This is a genomic window from Motilibacter rhizosphaerae (assembly GCF_004216915.1).
Lineage (GTDB): Bacteria > Actinomycetota > Actinomycetes > Motilibacterales > Motilibacteraceae > Motilibacter > Motilibacter rhizosphaerae.
The window spans coordinates 587,505-604,525 of sequence record NZ_SGXD01000001.1 but is presented as its reverse complement, the minus strand read 5'-3'; the positions used below and the strand labels follow the sequence as shown (position 1 = coordinate 604,525).

15 protein-coding genes are annotated in these 17,021 nt (G+C 76.4%); 5 read left to right on the top strand and 10 right to left on the bottom strand.

Annotated features, from left to right (window positions below; all coding sequences use genetic code 11):
• Positions 1-44 precede the first annotated feature (44 nt).
• Complete coding sequence (locus EV189_RS02710; RefSeq protein WP_130491389.1) at positions 45-491, top strand: hypothetical protein; 447 nt, start codon at positions 45-47, stop codon at positions 489-491.
• On the opposite strand, the gene pheA is transcribed toward EV189_RS02710, so the two are convergent.
• From pheA to EV189_RS02695, 3 genes are read right to left on the bottom strand one after another with little or no spacing between them, the layout of a single operon-like run.
• The gene (gene pheA / locus EV189_RS02705; protein WP_130491388.1) at positions 488-1,417 is read right to left on the bottom strand and encodes a prephenate dehydratase; all 930 of its coding nucleotides are present in this window, start codon (positions 1,415-1,417) and stop codon (positions 488-490) included. The two genes, EV189_RS02710 and pheA, sit on opposite strands and share 4 nt — an antisense overlap.
• Complete coding sequence (locus EV189_RS02700; RefSeq protein ID WP_130491387.1) at positions 1,414-1,914, bottom strand: DUF4446 family protein; 501 nt, start codon at positions 1,912-1,914, stop codon at positions 1,414-1,416. The genes pheA and EV189_RS02700 overlap by 4 nt, the downstream gene beginning before the upstream one ends.
• Before the next feature lie 30 nt (positions 1,915-1,944).
• On the bottom strand, positions 1,945-3,207 hold the full coding sequence (locus EV189_RS02695) for a glycosyltransferase 87 family protein (protein ID WP_130491386.1): 1,263 nt from the start codon (positions 3,205-3,207) through the stop codon (positions 1,945-1,947).
• Positions 3,208-3,261: 54 nt separating this feature from the next.
• On the opposite strand from EV189_RS02695, the gene EV189_RS02690 reads away from it, so the two are divergent.
• Positions 3,262-5,364, top strand: coding sequence for a hypothetical protein (locus EV189_RS02690; RefSeq protein WP_130491385.1), 2,103 nt, complete (start codon positions 3,262-3,264; stop codon positions 5,362-5,364).
• Here EV189_RS02690 and EV189_RS02685 read toward each other — a convergent pair.
• The 6 genes from EV189_RS02685 to EV189_RS02660 all read right to left on the bottom strand — a co-directional run bounded on the left by EV189_RS02685 (position 5,249) and on the right by EV189_RS02660 (position 11,465).
• Complete coding sequence (locus EV189_RS02685) at positions 5,249-6,706, bottom strand: hypothetical protein (protein WP_130491384.1); 1,458 nt, start codon at positions 6,704-6,706, stop codon at positions 5,249-5,251. The genes EV189_RS02690 and EV189_RS02685 overlap by 116 nt on opposite strands.
• Positions 6,703-7,431 carry a glycosyltransferase gene (locus EV189_RS02680; RefSeq protein WP_130491383.1) on the bottom strand — a complete coding sequence of 243 codons (729 nt, stop codon included), beginning with the start codon at positions 7,429-7,431 and terminating at the stop codon, positions 6,703-6,705. Before EV189_RS02680 ends, EV189_RS02685 begins: the two co-directional genes overlap by 4 nt.
• 206 nt (positions 7,432-7,637) lie before the next feature.
• Positions 7,638-8,108 (bottom strand): ATP-binding protein, encoded by a 471-nt coding sequence (locus tag EV189_RS02675; RefSeq protein WP_231115999.1) that lies wholly within the window; start codon positions 8,106-8,108, stop codon positions 7,638-7,640.
• Between the two features lie 184 nt (positions 8,109-8,292).
• A complete protein-coding gene (locus EV189_RS02670; protein ID WP_130491381.1) occupies positions 8,293-9,288 on the bottom strand; it encodes a glycosyltransferase family 2 protein in 996 nt (331 codons plus the stop codon).
• On the bottom strand, positions 9,285-10,463 hold the full coding sequence (locus EV189_RS02665; RefSeq protein WP_130491380.1) for an ATP-binding protein: 1,179 nt from the start codon (positions 10,461-10,463) through the stop codon (positions 9,285-9,287). The genes EV189_RS02670 and EV189_RS02665 overlap by 4 nt, the downstream gene beginning before the upstream one ends.
• A 45-nt stretch (positions 10,464-10,508) precedes the next feature.
• The gene (locus EV189_RS02660) at positions 10,509-11,465 is read right to left on the bottom strand and encodes a GDP-L-fucose synthase family protein (protein ID WP_130491379.1); all 957 of its coding nucleotides are present in this window, start codon (positions 11,463-11,465) and stop codon (positions 10,509-10,511) included.
• Between the two features lie 188 nt (positions 11,466-11,653).
• On the opposite strand from EV189_RS02660, the gene EV189_RS02655 reads away from it, so the two are divergent.
• The 3 genes from EV189_RS02655 to EV189_RS02645 all read left to right on the top strand — a co-directional run bounded on the left by EV189_RS02655 (position 11,654) and on the right by EV189_RS02645 (position 15,797).
• Positions 11,654-13,129, top strand: coding sequence for a hypothetical protein (locus EV189_RS02655; protein WP_130491378.1), 1,476 nt, complete (start codon positions 11,654-11,656; stop codon positions 13,127-13,129).
• Complete coding sequence (locus EV189_RS02650) at positions 13,126-14,298, top strand: glycosyltransferase family 4 protein (protein WP_130491377.1); 1,173 nt, start codon at positions 13,126-13,128, stop codon at positions 14,296-14,298. Before EV189_RS02655 ends, EV189_RS02650 begins: the two co-directional genes overlap by 4 nt.
• Positions 14,299-14,465: 167 nt before the next feature.
• Entirely contained in the window at positions 14,466-15,797 is a 1,332-nt protein-coding gene (locus tag EV189_RS02645) for an O-antigen ligase family protein (protein WP_130491376.1), read from the top strand.
• Positions 15,798-15,807: 10 nt separating this feature from the next.
• On the opposite strand, the gene EV189_RS02640 is transcribed toward EV189_RS02645, so the two are convergent.
• Positions 15,808-17,010, bottom strand: coding sequence for an acyltransferase family protein (locus EV189_RS02640; protein WP_130491375.1), 1,203 nt, complete (start codon positions 17,008-17,010; stop codon positions 15,808-15,810).
• Positions 17,011-17,021: the final 11 nt, after the last annotated feature.

Sequence of the window (17,021 nt, the reverse complement as noted above, 5' to 3'; positions counted from 1 at the left end):
CGCTGCGCCCACCAGTCGTCGCGCTCCGCGCCCGACGAGAGGACGTGGCGGACGACTACTTCGCGGCCGCAGCGGCTCCGGCGCCGCTGCCGCCGATCACCGTGCCGGCGCCGGCGCGCCCCAGCGACGCCCCGGTCGTCGCGGGCTGCGCGGTCGCGGGCGCGGTCCTGGCGCTGGTCCTGCTGCGCCTCACCGGCTCGAGCGGCTGGTCGGCCGCCGCGCTGCTCGTCGTGCCGCTCGCCGCCAAGGTGCTCCGCGTCATCAGGCTCGCCTCGACGATGCACTCGCAGCGCACGTCGCGCGGCGCGCTCGCCCTGTCGATGTCGTTCGGGCTGGTCGTGCTGGTGGCGAACCTGCTCGCGCTCGGCCACCACGGCTCCTCGGGCGGCTCCACGAGCCCCGACCCGGCCACGGTGCAGAAGGCGGCCTGCGCCGCGCTCGCGATGACGACCGGCGCCTCGGCCGCGGCCTGCCCGACGACGGGCGGCTAGGCGGTCCCGGACTCCCGGATGCGCGCGAGCCACGCGGCGCTGTCGCGGAACCGCGCGTCGGCGACCGCGCGCTCGCGGTCGGCCGGGACCTGCCCCGCCTTCGGGTACGACCCCAGGTAGCGCACGTCCGCGCACACCCGGCGCAGCCCCATCAGCGCCTCGCCGACGTTGGCGTCGTCGACGTGGCCGTCGCAGTCCACGCTGAACAGGTAGTCGCCGAGCCGCTCGCCCGTGGGCCGCGACTCGATGCGGCTGAGGTTGACCCCGCGCACCGCGAGCTCGTCGAGGATCTGCAGCAGCGCGCCCGGGTGGTCGTGGCGCATGGAGAGCACGAGCGTCGTGCGGTCCGCGCCCGTCGGCAGCGGCGGGGGCACCGGGCGCGAGACCAGGACGAAACGGGTCACGCCGTCCGGGTTGTCGCCCACCCCCTCGGCCAGCGTCTCCAAGCCGTAGGTCTGCGCCGCGATGGGCGCGGAGATCGCGGCGTCGTACGTCGCGGTGCCCGCAGCGAGCGCCGCCGCGGCCGCGGCAGTGGAGGAGGTCGCGACGTACGCCGCCTGCGGGACGTGCTCGGCGAGCCAGCGCCGGCACTGCGCCTCGCCGTGCGGGTGCGTCCCGATGCGGCGGACGTCGGCGAGCGTGGTGCCCGGCCGCACGAGCAGCGCGAAGCGCACGTTGACGAGCACCTCGCGCAGGATGACGAGCGGCGTGCCCGAGGCGAGGTCGTCGAGGGTGGCGGGGACGCCGCCCTCGACGGAGTTCTCGATCGGGACGACGGCGCGGTCGGCGCGCCCCTCGCGCACCGCGGCCAGCGCGTGCGGCACCGTCGCGAGCGGCACCAGCTCGTCGTCCGCGCCGAGCGGGAGCGAGCGGGTGGCGGCCTCGGTGAAGGTGCCGGCGGGGCCGAAGTACGCGTACGTCGTCACTGGCGGCCGCGCGAGGCGTACTGCACGGCCTGCTCCTCCTCCGGCGAGAGCGTGTGCTCGCTGCGGCCGGCCTTGACGCCCTTGGCGTAGGTCCGCGTCTCCGTGCGCCCGTTGATGGAGGTCAGCACGAGCCCGTCGCCACCGTCGTCGAGCAGCGCGGCGCTGAACGACAGCCGCCCGCCCATGTCGCCGAACGCGTCGTAGCGCACGACCGAGACGTGGCGCAGGGAGTCGGCGACCTCGGCCCGCCCGAGCTTGGCCTCGACCATCGCGGCCTCGGTCTCGGTGCGCACCTGGCCGATGTCGGCCTGCAGGCGGCCGAGGACTCCGAGCAGGTCCGTGCGGTCATCGGCGCCGAGCGCGGCGAGGGTACGGCGCGCAGCGCGCAGCCGGACGAGCGCGACGAGCGCCACGAGCAGGGCGACGACCGCGACGGCGAGGGCCGCGACGGCCAGCTGGCCGGCGGTGGAGGCATCGGGCGTCGGCACGCGCCGCATCGTACTGGCCGTGCCCGGCGGCAGACCGCCTCAGGCGACCGGAACCGGCTCGGGGACGACAGCCGGCGAGGCGGGCTCGGCGCGCCTGCCCTGCGGGACCAGCACGAGCAGGTGCGCGGCCACCATGAGCAGCACCGCGCAGATCGGGAACGACGACTGGGCGAGGCGGGCGACCAGCCGGGGGACCTCGCCGTTCGCGAGCCAGCGCGAGCCGCGCCACGGCAGCTCGAGCGGCATGTCGAGGACCAGCCAGAGCAGACCCGCGAGCGCCACCCGGACCTTCGAGCGGGCGTCGCCGACGAGCCCGAGCATGCCGGGGACGAACCACGTCATGTGGTGCAGCCAGGCGATCGGGCTGAGCAGCACGGTGAGCATGCCGACGACCGCGACCGCGAGCACGGACTCGCCCGAGCGGAGCAGCCGGGCGCCGACCCACAGCCCGTACGCCGTGACCAGCGCGCCGATGAGCCCCCAGAGGTACGAGCCCTCGGGACCGTGCGGACCGAGCCGGTCGGCCATGCCGGCGAGCGAGCCGTTGTAGGTGATCGCGGGGTCGCCGATGCGCTTGGAGTCGAAGACCGTCGTGCCCCAGTACGTCATCGACGCCCGCGGGAAGAGCACCGCCGCGCCGAGCGTGATGCCCGCGGCGACCGCCGCCGAGGTCAGGCCGGCGCGCCACTTCCGCGCGAGGAGGTACTGCACGGCGAACAGCGCCGGCGTCAGCTTCACCGCCGCCGCGACGGCCGAGAGCGCGCCGGGGTGCGGGCGGCCGGGCGCGTCGGAGACCACCCGGCGTACGTCCAGCAGGCAGAGCAGGCAGAGCAGCACCCCCACCTGCCCGAAGAACAGCCCGTCGCTCACCGGCAGCGTCCACACCGCGGCCGTCACCAGCGCGGCCCAGGCGACGGGAGCGGTCTCACCGCACCGGTCGAGCAGCGGGCGGGCGCTCAGCGCCACGATGACGCCGACCATGGCGACCTGCGCCGCCGCCCAGAGCCCCTGGGCGACGCCGAACGGCACCATCGCCAGCGGCACCGCGAGCACCGCGGCGAACGGCGGGTAGGTGAACGGCAGGAGGTTCGGCACGTCGGTCAGGTGCGTGTAGAGGTCGCGGCCGTGGAGCAGCGACTGCCCCGCCGCGCGGTAGACCTCGAGGTCGACCTCGCGCTGCCAGGCGTTGACGTCGAGGGCGAGCACGAGCGCCGGCCCGACACCGAGCGCGAGCACCGCGAGGCCGAGCGACCACCACCACCAGGGCGCCGTCCGGAGCGCGCTGGGGCTCGGGTCCGGCATGGCGCAAGGGTACGCAGGGGTGCCCGACCCGCCCGACGCCGTAGCCTTCCGGCCGTGGTCGGGAGACGAGTCAGCGTGCTGGTCGCGACGCTGCTCGGGCTCTTGCTCGTGGCCCCGTCTGCCGCCGCTGCGCCCGCATCCCGCCCGCTCGTCGTGCTCGGCGCCCCCGGTCTGCGCTGGTCCGAGCTCAGCCCGACGGCGACCCCGCACCTGTGGTCGCTCGTCGGGGAGTCCGCGATCGGGTCGCTCGTGACGCGTACGGCGCGGCCGGTGACCTGCGCTCCCGACGGCTGGCTGAGCCTCGGCACGGGCGTACGCGCCCAGGCCGTCGCGCACGAGGGGCGGCCCGGGTCGAAGGAGCGCTGCCCGACCACGACCGTCGCGGTGTCGGGCGGCCGCGTGGAGGACTGGGCGTCGTTGACGTCGTTCTCGCGCCACTCCGACTACGGCGCGACGCCCGGCCTGCTCGGCGACGCGCTCGCCCGCCGGGGTTGCGCCCTGGCGGTCGGGCCGGGGGCGGCGCTCGCGCTCGCCCTCGCTGACGGCGCGGTGCCGGACTACCGCGCGGACCCCTCGCAGCTCACGGCCGACGACGTACGGCGCTGCCCGGTCACGCTCGTCGACCTCGCCGCGGCGGGGACGACGCCCGCCGACCTCGACCGCGCGGCCGGCGCTGCGCTGGGCGCGGCCGGCGACACTGACGTGCTGCTCGTCAGCGTGTCCGGCGACCCCACGACGACCACCCCGCACCTCGGCGTCGCCGCCCTGCGGGCGCCGGGGTCCGCCGGGCACTGGCTCACCAGCCGCTCCACCCGCAGGCCGACGCTCTCCCAGCTCACCGATGCGACCGTCACGGTGCTGCGCCACGCGGGCGCAGCCGAGCCCGAGGAGCTCGTCGGGACCCCGCAGCGGCCGGGGGCCGCGCGCCCCGCTGCCGCGGCCGCCGTCGCCCACCTCGTGCAGGCCGACGACGACGAGCAGAGCGCCCGCCGCGCGCAGGCCGGCTTCTGGACGGTGCTGCTCGTGCTGCAGTTCCTGCTCTACGTCGCGGTCGCCGTCGCCCTCGGCCGCGCCTGGGGCGGGGAGCGCACGCGGAGCACCGCACTGCGCGCGGCGCGAGTGGGAGGACTGCTCTTCGGCGGCGTACCGGCGGCGACCTTCCTCGCGGACCTGCTGCCGTGGGAGCGGTCGAGCGTCCCCGCGCTCGCCGTGCTCGGGCTCGTGGTCGTCCTGGCCGCGCTCGTCGCCCTGCTCGCCGAGGCCGGCCCGTGGCGGCGGCGCCCGCTCGGCCCGCTCGCCGCGGTCGGCGCGGTGACCGCGCTCGTGCTCGGCGTCGACGTGCTGACCGGCGGCCACCTGCAGGAGGGGACGCTCATGGGCTACTTCCCCACCGTCGCCGGGCGGTTCTACGGCTTCGGCAACCAGGCCTTCTCGCTGTTCGCGACCGGCGGGCTGCTCGCCGCCACCGGACTCGCCGCCGCGCTGCGGACACCGCGGGCCCGGGCGCTCACCGTCGCCCTCGTCGGGCTCGTCGTGCTCGTCCTCGACGGCGCCCCGCCGCTCGGCGCCGACGTCGGCGGCGTGCTCGCCGTCATCCCCGGCTTCGCCGTGCTCGTCCTGCTCGTCGCCGGGCTGCGGCTGTCGTGGGTGCGGCTCGTCGCGGCGTGCGGGGCGGCGGTCGTCGCGCTCGCCGCGCTCGCGGCCCTCGACGCGTCACGGCCGGCGGACTCGCGGACGCACCTCGGGCGGTTCGCGGTCGAGCTCGTCCACGGCGAGGGCGGACGGACGCTGCGGCGCAAGGCCGGCGCCAACCTCTCGCTGCTGCTGAGCACCCCGCTGACGCTGCTGCTGCCCGCGGCGCTGCTCTTCGTCGTGCTCGTGCTGCGCCGCCCGGCCCGCTGGCACGCGCCGGCGCTCGAGCGGGCCTACGACCGCGAGCCGCTGCTCCGCGCGGTGCTGCTCGCCCTGCTCGTGCTGCAGGTCGTCGCCTTCGCGGTCAACGACTCCGGCGTCGCGATCCCCGCCGTCGCGCTCACCATGGTCATCCCGCTGCTGGTCGCCGCGAGCGCCAGCGCGCTGCAGCTGGACGCAGCAGCAGGACCAGCACCAGCGCCCACGCCACCCACGGCGCCACGTCCCGGCGCAGCCCCAGCGTGAGGTCCTCGACGCGCGGCGAGAGCCCCTCGACCCGGCCCGGGACGTAGGCCAGCGCCAGCACCGTCGCGTGCACGAGCAGCAGCGCGGCCGTCCAGCGCAGCCGCGCGACCGGCACGCGGGAGGCGAGGACGGCGAGCGGCGCCCAGGCGATCGCGTCGTACCACGGCAGGACGTACGGCGCCGCCAGCACGTACGCCGTCCCCAGCACCAGCCACGCCCACGCCGCCTCCGCCACCGGACTACTCCCCTCGTGATCATGCACATCCTGGGGGAGCAGGCGGCGCAGCACGGGCAGCAGCGCGAGCGCGAGGACCACCGCACCGACGCGCGCCACCCACCGCGAGGTGCCGAAGCCGAGCGGGCCGTCGAGCGCGTGCGCGACCGGGCCCCAGGGTGAGGCGAGCGAGACCAGGGTCGAGGCGTCACCGGTGCGCGCCGTCGCGTCCGGCACCAGCGCGTACGCCGTGGCGGCGACGACCACGCACCCGACCGCCGCCGCCACCGCGTCGCGCGGGCGGGGCCGCAGCGCCCAGAGCAGGGCGAGGAGGACCACGGCGTACGGCAGCTTCACGCAGCCGGCCACGCCCGCCAGAGCGCCGGCGGCGAGCGGCGCCCAGCGCTGCGGGCGACCGAGCAGCAGCACCGCCCCGACCGCGGGGAGCACGGCGAGCGCGTCGACGTGCGCGCCGGCGACGAGGGTCCACCAGACGAGCGGGTTCGCCAGCCACAGCACGACGCCACCCGGGCCGCCGCGCGCGACCAGCAGCCCGACCGCGGCGACCGCCAGCGCGGTGCTGAGGGCCAGGACGAGCACGATGTGGCGGACGACGTCGTCGCCGAGGGCCGCGGCGAGGGCGTGGTCGGCGGTCGCGACCGGCCCGTACACCGAGACGGTGGAGCGCCACGGCGGGCGCACGGCGGAGGCGACGGGATCGGTCCCGCCGCGCCACGCGTCCGGCGCCACCTGGTACGGGTCACCGCCCGACGCCGCGATCCGGCCGTAAGCCGCATAGGACAGGTGGTCGGCGGAGCCCAGCGGCGGGACGAGGACGAGCAGCGCGACGACGCCGAGGCCGCCGGCGAGCACCTGGCGCGTCGCCGGGCGCCACCCCTCGGCCAGCGCAGCCACGAGGAGCCCGAGACCGCCGGCGCCGAGCAGCAGGGCCAGCGCGAGCAGCACGGTCACGAGTCCCGAGGACGGCCCGACCGCGAGCGACCAGGGCGGCAGCAGTCCGCGCGGGCCGAGCGGGGGCGTCGCGGCGGAGGTCCCGAGCGCCGCGGTGGCCGCGACGAGCAGGCCCGAGCTGGCGCAGAGGGCGGACCCGAGCGCGGGCCGCCTCACCGCCGGTGCGGCGGCGGCAGCGCTCCGCGGGCGGCGAGCGCGCGGGCGACGTCGCGCCACTGCCGGCCGCGGTGCAGCTGGGAGCGCCAGTCGCTCCCGGTCGCGCGGTGCCGCACGTCGATGCCGACCTCGACGACGCGCAGCCCGGCGCGCAGCAGGTCGATGGTCATGCCCGCCTCGACCCCGAAGCCGGGCGCGAGCGGCAGCGCCGCGTCGAAGGCCGCGCGGGTCAGCGCGCGCTGCCCGGACAGCGGCTGCTCCGGCACCCAGCCCGTCGCCCGCTCGATGCCGTCGCGCGCGAGGCGGACGACCAGCCCGTGACCTCCCGCGGGGGAGCCGTCGGCGAGCAGCTGGCGGGGGAGGAGGCCGACGGCGCAGTCGGCCCGGCCCGTACGGACCGGCTCGAGCAGCGGCGCGGCGCCGGCCGCGGAGTCGCCGAGGTCGGCGTCGAGGAGGAGCAGGGCGTGGGCGGTCCCGTCGCGGGCGTCGAGGGCCGCGACGAGGGCCGCCCCCGACTCGAGCGCGGCGGCCTTGCCGCGGCGGCGCGGGTGACGGAACGTGATGGCCCCGGCATCCCGGGCAGCGGCGGCGGTGGCGTCCGTCGACCCGTCGTCCACCACGACGACGAGATCCACACCGGGGAGGGCGGCGGCGGCCTGGACTGTTTGCGCAACCGTGGCGGCCTCGTCGAGGGCCGGGACGACGGCAGCGAAGGAGGGGCTCACAGGGCGAGACTATCGCTCAGCCACAGGGCGTTTGGGGACCCGGGCGCTGCAGACGGGGGATGCAGCAGCGCCCGGGCCGAGGTGAACACTACAGCGCACGAGGAAAGCGCGGACACGAGTCAGCGCGAGAAGTTGCGTCGGGTACGTGTGACGTGCATCACAAGATCGTCACGGTGCTCGTTGTCAGAGCAAGGAGTAGGCCGACGTCACGCATCGTGACGAAGAGCCCGGCTCTCGAGCGTGATCCGCCGGGCGTCGAGGTCCACCACGGCCCACACCGTCGTCTCGCCGGGGGCGTCGCGCACCCCCCACAGCCGCGCGAGCCGGTCGACCACGCGCAGCCCGCGACCGGCACCCGGAGCGGTGCCCTCCGCGCGCCGGGGCCGCGTGCCCGAGCCGCCGTCGGTCACCTCGACCTCGAGCGCGTCCTCCTCGACCTGCCAGTGGACGCGGACGCGGCCGCTCGGCAGCGGGCGCGCGTGCTTCAGCGCGTTGCTCACGATCTCGGAGGCGACGAGCACGACGTCGTCCACGGCCGCGAGCGGGAGGCCGCAGCGGAGCAGGTCGGAGCTGAGCTGGCTGCGCACGACGCCGACGCTCGAGGCCGCGTGCGGGAGCAGGACCGTGGCCATGCCGCGGCGGGCCGGCGTCGGGTGGTGGCCCTTCCCGGGCAGCACGCGCGCAGCTGGAGGGCCCACAGCGGGTGAGACCGGCATCGAGCGCACCTCCCTCGGTCCGGCGCGGTCCCGTCCCCCGGGGATCGGGAGGGACTCGGCGCACTGGGGATTCCCCGACGAGCTGCAGGGAAACGGCGAGACGCTCCGAGCGTGCCCTGCTTCGTGACGTTCTGTCAAAGGGCCGTCACTCGCTCGCGGGCTGGCCTCCGCCGACCGGCTCCGCCGCTCGCGCAGCGGCCCTCCCGGGCGCCTCGTCCTGCAGGTAGTAGACCGGCCGCCCCTGCGACTGGGAGAACAGCCGCCCGAGGTACTCCCCCAGCAGGCCGACGCAGAGCAGCTGCACCGCTCCGAGGAACAGCACGGCCACGAGCACGCTCGTCCAGCCGGGGACGACGTGCCCCGCGAGCCGCGCGACGACGGCCCAGACGGCGAGCAGGAAGGCCACGACGCTGCCGCCGCCACCGGCCCACGTGGCGATGCGCAGCGGCGAGCCGGAGAAGGCGGTCACGCTGTCGAGCCCGAGCCGCACCATCTTCGCGAGCGGGTAGTGGGTGCGTCCCGCGGCGCGGGCCTCGCGCGCGTAGTGCACGGTCGCGCTCGGGTAGCCGAGCCAGGGCACGAGCAGCCGGTAGACCTTGTGCCGCTCGGGCAGCGCGCGCAGGTCGCCGACCACCGCGCGGCTCATCAGCCGGTAGTCGCCGGCGTGCGGAGGCAGGTCGACGCCGGCGATGCGCCGCATCAGCCGGTAGTACGCGCGGGCCGTCGTCCGCTTGAACCACGTGTCCGTGCCGCGCTCGTCGCGGGCGGCGTAGACGACGTCCACGCCCGCGCGCTGCGCCGTGGCGAGCAGCTCGGGCACGAGCTCGGGCGGGTCCTGCAGGTCGGCGTCCAGCGTGACGACGTACGCGCCGGCCGCCGCGTCGAGCCCGGCCGTGATCGCCGCCTGGTGCCCGGCGTTGCGCCGCAGCCGCAGCACGCGCAGCTGCGGCCAGCCGGCGGCGAGACCGGCCAGCACCTCCGGGGTGCCGTCGGTGCTGCCGTCGTCGACCGCCACCACCTCGTACGGCACGCCGAGCCCGTCGAGCACCGGCCGCGTGCGCGCGGCGAACAGCGGCAGCACCTCGCGCTCGTCGTAGACGGGGACGACGACGCTGAGGACGGGTGCGCTGGAGCTGCTCATGCCGGGGCCGGCTGGCGGCGGAGGTACTGGCCGAAGTGCGGGACGGTGAAGGCGATCGTGCCGCGCTCCGCGGAGTAGACCAGGCCCTTCTTGATGAGCGCGTCGCGCGCGGGCGACAGGCTCGCCGGCTTGCGCTCGAGGTGCTGGGCGACCGCGCTGGTGGAGACCGGGCGGTCGGCGTCGTCGAGCTCGGCCATGGCCCGCATGTACTCGCGCTCGGCGGGCGTCGCCCGCTCGTAGCGGCTGCCGAAGAAGCCGACGGCCAGCTCGTCCTGCGCCACGGGGACGGCGATGCGCACGTCCTCGGCCGTCACCGGGCTGCGCGGGGCGGTGTCCCAGACCGCCTTGCCGTAGGCCTGGACGAAGTACGGGTAGCCGTCGGTCGCGGCGTAGAGCAGCTCGAGCGCCTCGGGCGTGAACTCGGCCCCCTCCTCGTCCGCGGGCACGACGAGGGCGAGGTCGGCCGCCGCCCGCTCGAGGCGGTCGATGCGGGCGTAGCGGAAGAGCCGCTCCGAGTAGGACTTGCTCGCCGACAGGGTCGCTGGGAGGTGCGGGAGGCCGGCGCCCACGACGACGAGCGGGGCGGCCTGCTGGCTGAGCTCGTGGCAGGCGGCGCACAGCGCGTCGATGTCGCCCGGGGGCAGGTCCTGCATCTCGTCGAGGAAGAGCGCGATGCCCGTCCCGACGTCCTGCGCGAGGGCCGCCGCGTCGCTCAGCAGCTCGACGAGGTCGATCTCCAGGTCGCCGGTGTCGGCGCGCCCCTTCGCCGCGAGCACGTCGATGCCCGGGTGCCAGCGCCCCGTGCCGGACTTCAGCGCGAACGCCTTGAGCGTGGCGAGGAACTGGTCGACCCGCTCGGGGTCCCGGTGGCGCGGCGCGATCTCACGGACCGCCAGGTGCAGTGCGCTCGACAGCGGCCCGCGGAACGACTGCCCCGGCCGCGCCTCGACCTTGCCGGTGCCCCACAGTCGGGTGACCGCGGCGCTGCGCAGGGCGTTGAGCAGGACCGTCTTCCCGACCCCGCGCAGCCCGGTGAGGACGAGGCTGCGCTCCGGCCGGCCCTTCGCGACCCGCTCGAGCACGACCTCGAACGCGTCGAGCTCGCGGTCGCGCCCGGCCAGCTCCGGCGGGCGCTGCCCGGCTCCCGGCGCGTAGGGGTTGCGGACGGGGTCCATGTCGAGCAGCGTATCTGGGCGTCTAGGCAGCGCCCTAGACGGGCGTCACAGCCCGCGCGCGTCTGCGTGGTGCTCGAGGAACCACTGGTAGGTGCTGGCGATGCCGTCGCGCAGCGCGATCTCGGCCTTCCAGCCCAGGGCGTGGATGCGCGAGACGTCGAGCAGCTTGCGCGGGGTGCCGTCCGGCTTGCTGGTGTCGAAGACGATCTCGCCGTCGAAGCCGACGACGTCGGCCACCGTCTCCGCGAGCTCGCGGATCGTCACGTCCTCGCCGACGCCGACGTTGATCGGCGCGGGGTCGTCGTAGCGCTCGAGCAGCGCGACCGTCGCCCGGGCGAGGTCCTCGACGTGGAGGAACTCACGGCGCGGCGTGCCCGTGCCCCACACGACGTACTCGCGGTCGCCGCGCAGCTTTGCCTCGTGCACCTTGCGGATCAGCGCGGGCAGGACGTGCGAGCCCTTGAGGTCGAAGTTGTCGCCGGGGCCGTAGAGGTTGGTCGGCATCGCGGAGACGTAGGGCAGGCCGTGCTGGCGGCGCAGCGCCTGCACCTGCAGCACGCCGGCGATCTTGGCGATGGCGTACGCGTCGTTGGTCGGCTCGAGCACACCGGTGAGGAGCGAGTCCTCGCGGATCGGCTGCGGCGCGAACTTCGGGTAGATGCAGCTGGAGCCGAGGAACAGCACCTTCTGCACGCCCGTGCGCGCGGCGGCGTCGAGGACGTTGACCTGGATCCGCACGTTGTCGCTGAGGAAGTCCGCGGGGTACGTGTCGTTGGCCAGGATCCCGCCGACCTTCGCGGCCGCCAGCACGACGTAGGCCGGGCGCTGCTCGTCGAAGAACGCGTCGACGGCCGCGCGGTCGCGCAGATCGAGCTCCTTGCTCGTGCGGCCCACGACGTCGGTGAAGCCGTCGGACTGCAGGTGGCGGAAGACCGCGCCGCCGACGAGGCCGCGGTGGCCGGCGACGTAGGTGCGTGCCGACCTGTCGAGACCCTCGCCCACGTGCGTCCCCAATCCTGCGTGCCCGGCTGCGGCCCGCCCGCGCCGCTCCCAGGGTACGGGCCACCGCCGGGTCGTCCCGGGTCCGCCGTCCACAGGCGGCCGATAGGCTGGCGGCTCGACCCGGACGGCCCGCGTGCGGGCAGGACCGCGCGGACGCCGGACCAGCGCGACGCGACAGCGGAGGACAGATGCTCGAGCCCGCGACCCGGGTGGCACCGCCTCCCCGCGCCCGCCCGGCGGCCGGTCCCGTGTCCGAGGAGCCGGCTGCCGAGCTCGCCCTCCGCGCCGTCCTGGCCCTCGTCGTGCTCTCCCTCGCGGTCCGGCCGCTCGTCGCTGCGACCGGCCTGCCCTCGGTGACGCGCAACCTCGACGGCATCCTCGTGCCGTTCGCGGCGCTCGCCGTCGTCGTGGCCGTGCTGCGCCGGCGCGCGCTCGCGAGCCGGCCCGTCGTCGTCGCCACCGCGCTGCTGGTCGCGCTCGGGGCCGTCACCCTCCTGTCCTGGGTCCTGGCCTCGCCGCACGGCGTCCCGGCGCTCGGCCTGGGCTTCGCCTGCGTCCTCCTGCTGCCGCTGGCGCTCTACCTCGGCGCCGTCGCGGTGCGCGCCCGCCGCTCGCGCGTCGACGTCGTCGTCCTGCAGGTCGCCGTGCTCGCCCAGCTCGCCGCGGGCATGGTGCAGTACGTCGAGCACCACGTCGCCCAGCGCGCGCCGTACGCTGCCGACCTCGTCAACGGCACCACCTCCCACAACCTCTGGCCGGCCTTCGCCCTCCCCGGCGCGATCGTGCTCGCCGTGCTCGAGCGGGGCTGGCGCCGCGCGGCCTGGCCGCTGTCCGTCGCCGTCCTCGGCGTCTACGCCGAGGCGAAGGCGGCCCTCACCCTCTGGGTCCCCGTCCTCGTCGTGGTCGCGGTCGTGGGCGCCGTGCTCGCCCTGCGCGCGCGTGGCGGACTGCCCCGGCCGGGGCTGCAGGGCGCCGTCGGAGCCGCGCTCGGCACAGCCGCGGCCGCGGTCGTCGTCGGGGGGCTCTGGTTCACGCCTTCCGCCCAGGGCACCTGGCAGGTCTTCGAGGGCCACACCCACGAGATCGAGGTCTTCGCGCAGGACGGGCCCGACCACGCGGTCGGCGGAGCCCCCGCCACGATCAAGGACGCCCTGCGCGTCGTCGGCTCGGCCGTCCCGGGCTCCGCGCGCACGCTGCTCCTCGGCCTCGGGCCGGGCAACTCCGTGAGCCACGCCGCGGAGGTGCTGGCACAGGGTCCGGCGAACGGCGCCTCCGTGACGCCACCGGGGCCCGTCGCCCTCGAGCTGCTCAGGAGCGAGGGGGCCCTGCAGTTCGAGGACGCGCAGAGCAGCGTCCTCGGCGTCTGGGGCGACCTCGGGACGCTCGGCGCCCTGCTGTGGGTGGCGGCGGTCGCGAGCGCCGCGGCTGCGCTGGTGGCGGTGGTCGCGCGGGCGTCCGGTCGCGTGCTCGTCCTGCTCGGGGTGGCCGCCCTCGTGCTCGGCCCGCTCGCCGCCTCGTCGCTGCTCGACTGGACCGAGCAGGCGAGCGTGGAGCTGCCCGTCGTCCTGGCGGCGGTCGTGCTCGTGCGGCACGCACCGCTCGGCGGGGAGCGGCCGGCGCCGGGCGAGGGGCGTGCGCCCGCGGACGGCGGGACCGCCGCGTGACCCGCCGGGTCCTCGTCCTGCACAACGCCTACCGCTCGGAGCTGCCCTCGGGCGAGAACGCCGTCGTCGAGCAGGAGGTCGCCGGGCTGCGCGCAGCGGGCGCGGAGGTCACCCTCGTGCTGCGGCGCAGCGACGACATCGCCGCGATGGGGGTGCAGGACAAGCTGCGGACGGCGGTCGCGCCGGTGGCTGCCCCGGGGACCGTCCGCGAGGTCGTCGCGCTCGCGCGCGAGCGCGGGTGCGAGGTCGCGCACCTGCACAACCCGTACCCCATGCTCTCGTTGGGCGTGGTGCGCGGTCTGCACGAGGCCGGGATCCCCGTGGTGCACACGGTGCACAACCACCGGCACACCTGCATGAAGGGCACGTACAGGCGGGACGGGCACGACTGCCGTGACTGCGCCGCCGCCCGCCTGCCGTGGCCGGGCGTGGCGCACCGGTGCTACCGCGGCTCGGCCGCGCAGAGCCTCGTCATGGCGACGGCGCTGACCCGCTACCCGTACGCCCGGCAGCCGATCGCCCGCCACCTCGCGCTCACGCCCGAGATCCGGGAGAGCCTGCTCGGCGCCGGGGTCCCCGAGGAGCGCATCGTGCTCAAGCCCAACGGCGTGCCGGACCCGGGCCCAGCGACGCCGCCCGGCCGCGGCTTCCTCTTCGTGGGGCGGGTGTCGGAGGAGAAGGGGGTGCTGCTGCTCGCCGACGCGTGGCTCCGGCACCCCGACGGCGCGCTCGGCACGCTCACCGTCGTGGGGGACGGCCCCGAGCTCCCCGTCCTGCGCCAGCGGGTGGCGCAGCGCCGCGACGTCGAGCTCACCGGGCAGCTCGACCGCCCCGCCGTCGCCGAGCGCATGCGCGCGGCAGCGTACGTCGTGGTGCCCTCGGTGTGGCCCGAGGCCCAGCCGCTCGTCGTGCTCGAGACGCTCGCCCACGGTCGCCCGCTGCTGGTCAGCGCGGTCGGGGGCCTGCCCGCGCTCGTGCCACCCGGAGGCGGGACGGTCGTCGCTCCGGACGCCGGGGCCTGGGCGGCTGCGCTCGCGGAGGCGTCCGTCGCCGACCTGGCCCAGCAGGGGGCGGCGGCGCGCGCGGCCTACGAGCGGCAGCACAGCAGCGAGGTCAGCGTCCGGCGCCTGCTGGCCGTCTACGAGGAGGTCCTGGCGGGGCGCTGGTGAGCGCGAGCGGCCCGGGCCGGGAGGGACGCCGCGGTACCCTGGCACGCCGTGCCACCTCCCGGGGACGTGGCACGCAGTGCCACCTCCGGGGACGCGGGACGCGCACCGCGCGTTGGGGCCGGGGGGAGCGTCCGGCCGCGGCCGGTGACACGGAGGAACGGGGACGAGTGACGGCGGTCAAGGACCTGCAGCAGGTGGAGCAGCGGACGAGCCGGCACCGCCGGGAGGACCCCGGGCCGCTGCTGGTGCCGGGGACCGTCGCCGCCGCGTACCTCCTGGCCACGGGTCGCTGGGGCAGCTACGTGGGCTGGCCCGCGCACCAGGTCTACGCCGGGGACGTCCTGCTCGCCCTCACGGTCGTGTGGGCCCTGCTGCGGCACCGGGCCTCGTTCTCCGCCACCCGGCGCGACCTCGTGGCCCTGGCGCCCGTGCTGGCCCTCGCCGGCTGGGCCGCGGTCCGGCTCGTGACGCCGCTGCACCTCGAGTCCGACGCGCTGCGCGACGTCGCGCCGTACCTCTACCTGCTCGTCGCCTGCTTCGGGCTCGTCCGCGTCGGCGAGCGCGCACGGCTGCGCACGACCGCCGTGCTGTACGCCGCCCTCGTCGTGCACGCCGGCTGGTTCGTCTGGTCGATGCGCTTCCCCGCCAGGGTCGCGGGCCTGCCCCTGCTCGACGGGACCGTCCGCGTGCTGGAGACCCGCGCCGACTTCGACGGCTCGGTCACCGCCGTGCTCGCGTCCGCCTCGCTCGCCCTGGCCGTGGGCTCGCGGCGCCTCCCCGCGCGGCTCGCGCTGCTCGCCCTCAGCGTCGCGAGCATGTACGTCGTGGCGAGCACCGCCAACCGCGCCGCCCTCATCGCGCTCGTCACGACCCTGTGCGGTGTGCTCGTGGCCTGCTGGTCCACGCTCGCGCTCGCGGTCCGGCACCACCCCCGGGTCAGCGCCGCCGCCGCCGTCCTGCTCCTGGTGGCCCTGGTCGTCGTCGCCCCGCGCACCCCCGTCTACGACCGCCTCGCCGGGGGCGCCGGCTGGGCGAAGAACTCGGTCTCGGGCACCACCGCCGCTCGCGAGGCCGCCTGGGGAGAGGTCCTGCACTACGTCGACCACCGCCCGTCCCGCGTCGCGGTCGGCGTCGGCATGGGACCCGACTTCCTGCAGGACTCCGGCGCCGCGGTGCACTTCCAGTACGTCGGTCGCAAGGAGGTGCGCCAGCCGCACAACTACGCGCTCAACACCTACGCCAGGACGGGCCTCGTCGGCGTCGCGCTCCTCGCGTGGCTCCTCGTCTCCCTCGTCGTCGCGGCGGTGCGCGCGCTGCGGCGCAAGGAGGCGACGCACCTCGGCGTGCTCTGCGCGCTCGTGCTCGGCGCGCTGTTCGTCGCGAGCATGGTGGGGGTCATCCTGGAGTCGCCCTTCGCGGCGATCCCGTTCGCCTTCGCCGCGGGCCGCGTGCTGGTCCCGCCCTCCGACGAGGCCGGCGACGCCGGGCGAGCCGCCTGAGCGACCGCCGTCAGGCGGGCTGCGCCGCGGGGGCCAGCGGCTGGCGCCCGGCGCGGCGCTCGCGCCTCGCCCGCAGGTGGGCGCGGTTGCGCTCGATCACCGGCTGCTCGACCAGGCGGTAGCTCAGCTCCGCCACGACGTACGTCGCGACGAACCACACGACGGCCTCGCGGTGGGTGATGGGGGCACCGCGGTGGTGCTCCCAGAACCACAGCAGCGGGAAGTTCCAGAGGTACAGCCCGTAGGACACCTGCCCGGCACGCACCAGCGGCCGCAGCGCGAGCAGGCGGGCCACCGGGGACCTCGGCGCGTCGAGCACGGCGAGGACCAGCCCGACGGTCGCCAGCGCGGTGGCGGGGAGGCCGTAGTGGTAGGTCCGGGCGTCGCCGACCAGCCCCTCGTGCACCACCCCCGCGAGCAGCACCAGCCCGACGACCCCGGCCACCCCGGCGACGAGCGGACGCAGCCGTCCCGTGCCGCTCCCGGCCCTGCGTCCCGCCCGGGCGTGGAGGGCGAGCCCCAGCAGGCAGCCGACGAGCAGGGCGTCCCCGCGGGTGTCCGGGCCGAGGTAGAGGTGGCCGTTCCAGCCCTGCGGCGTCCCCATGCTGAGCTTCTCGGCGACCGAGAGCACCGTGAGGACGGCGGCGACCGCGCTGAGCACGACCAGGGGCCGGCGCCGCAGCAGGAAGGCCGCGACGATGAGCGAGGGCCAGACGACGTAGAACTGCTCCTCCATGGACAGCGACCAGGCCCAGCCGAAGATCTGCACGTGCGCCACGTCGGGCTCGAGGATCCCGATGATGTTCGAGCAGTAGAGCAGCGCGGAGCCGGCGCCCCACCCGATGGCGGACCAGCCGTCGCGCCCGAGGACGACCAGCGTCGACACCGTGGCCACGGCGAGCACGACCACGAGCGCCGGCAGGAGCCGGGCGGCCCGGCGCAGGTAGAACGCCGCCAGGTCGATGCGCCCGGTGAGCTGGCGCTCCTCGAGCAGCAGGGTGGTGATGAGGAACCCCGACAGCGTGAAGAACACGGTCACGCCCACGTGGCCGCCGAGCAGGGCCGTGATGCCCGCGTGGTGCACCATCACCAGCAGGATCGCCAGGCCGCGCACGCCGTCGAGGCCCGGCCGGTAGCCGAGCCGGTTGGGGGCGGAGGGGGCGGTGACGGGCTGCTCACCGGCGGGGGCGGCGCTCTGCACGAGGTCGGGCACTCACGCACGGT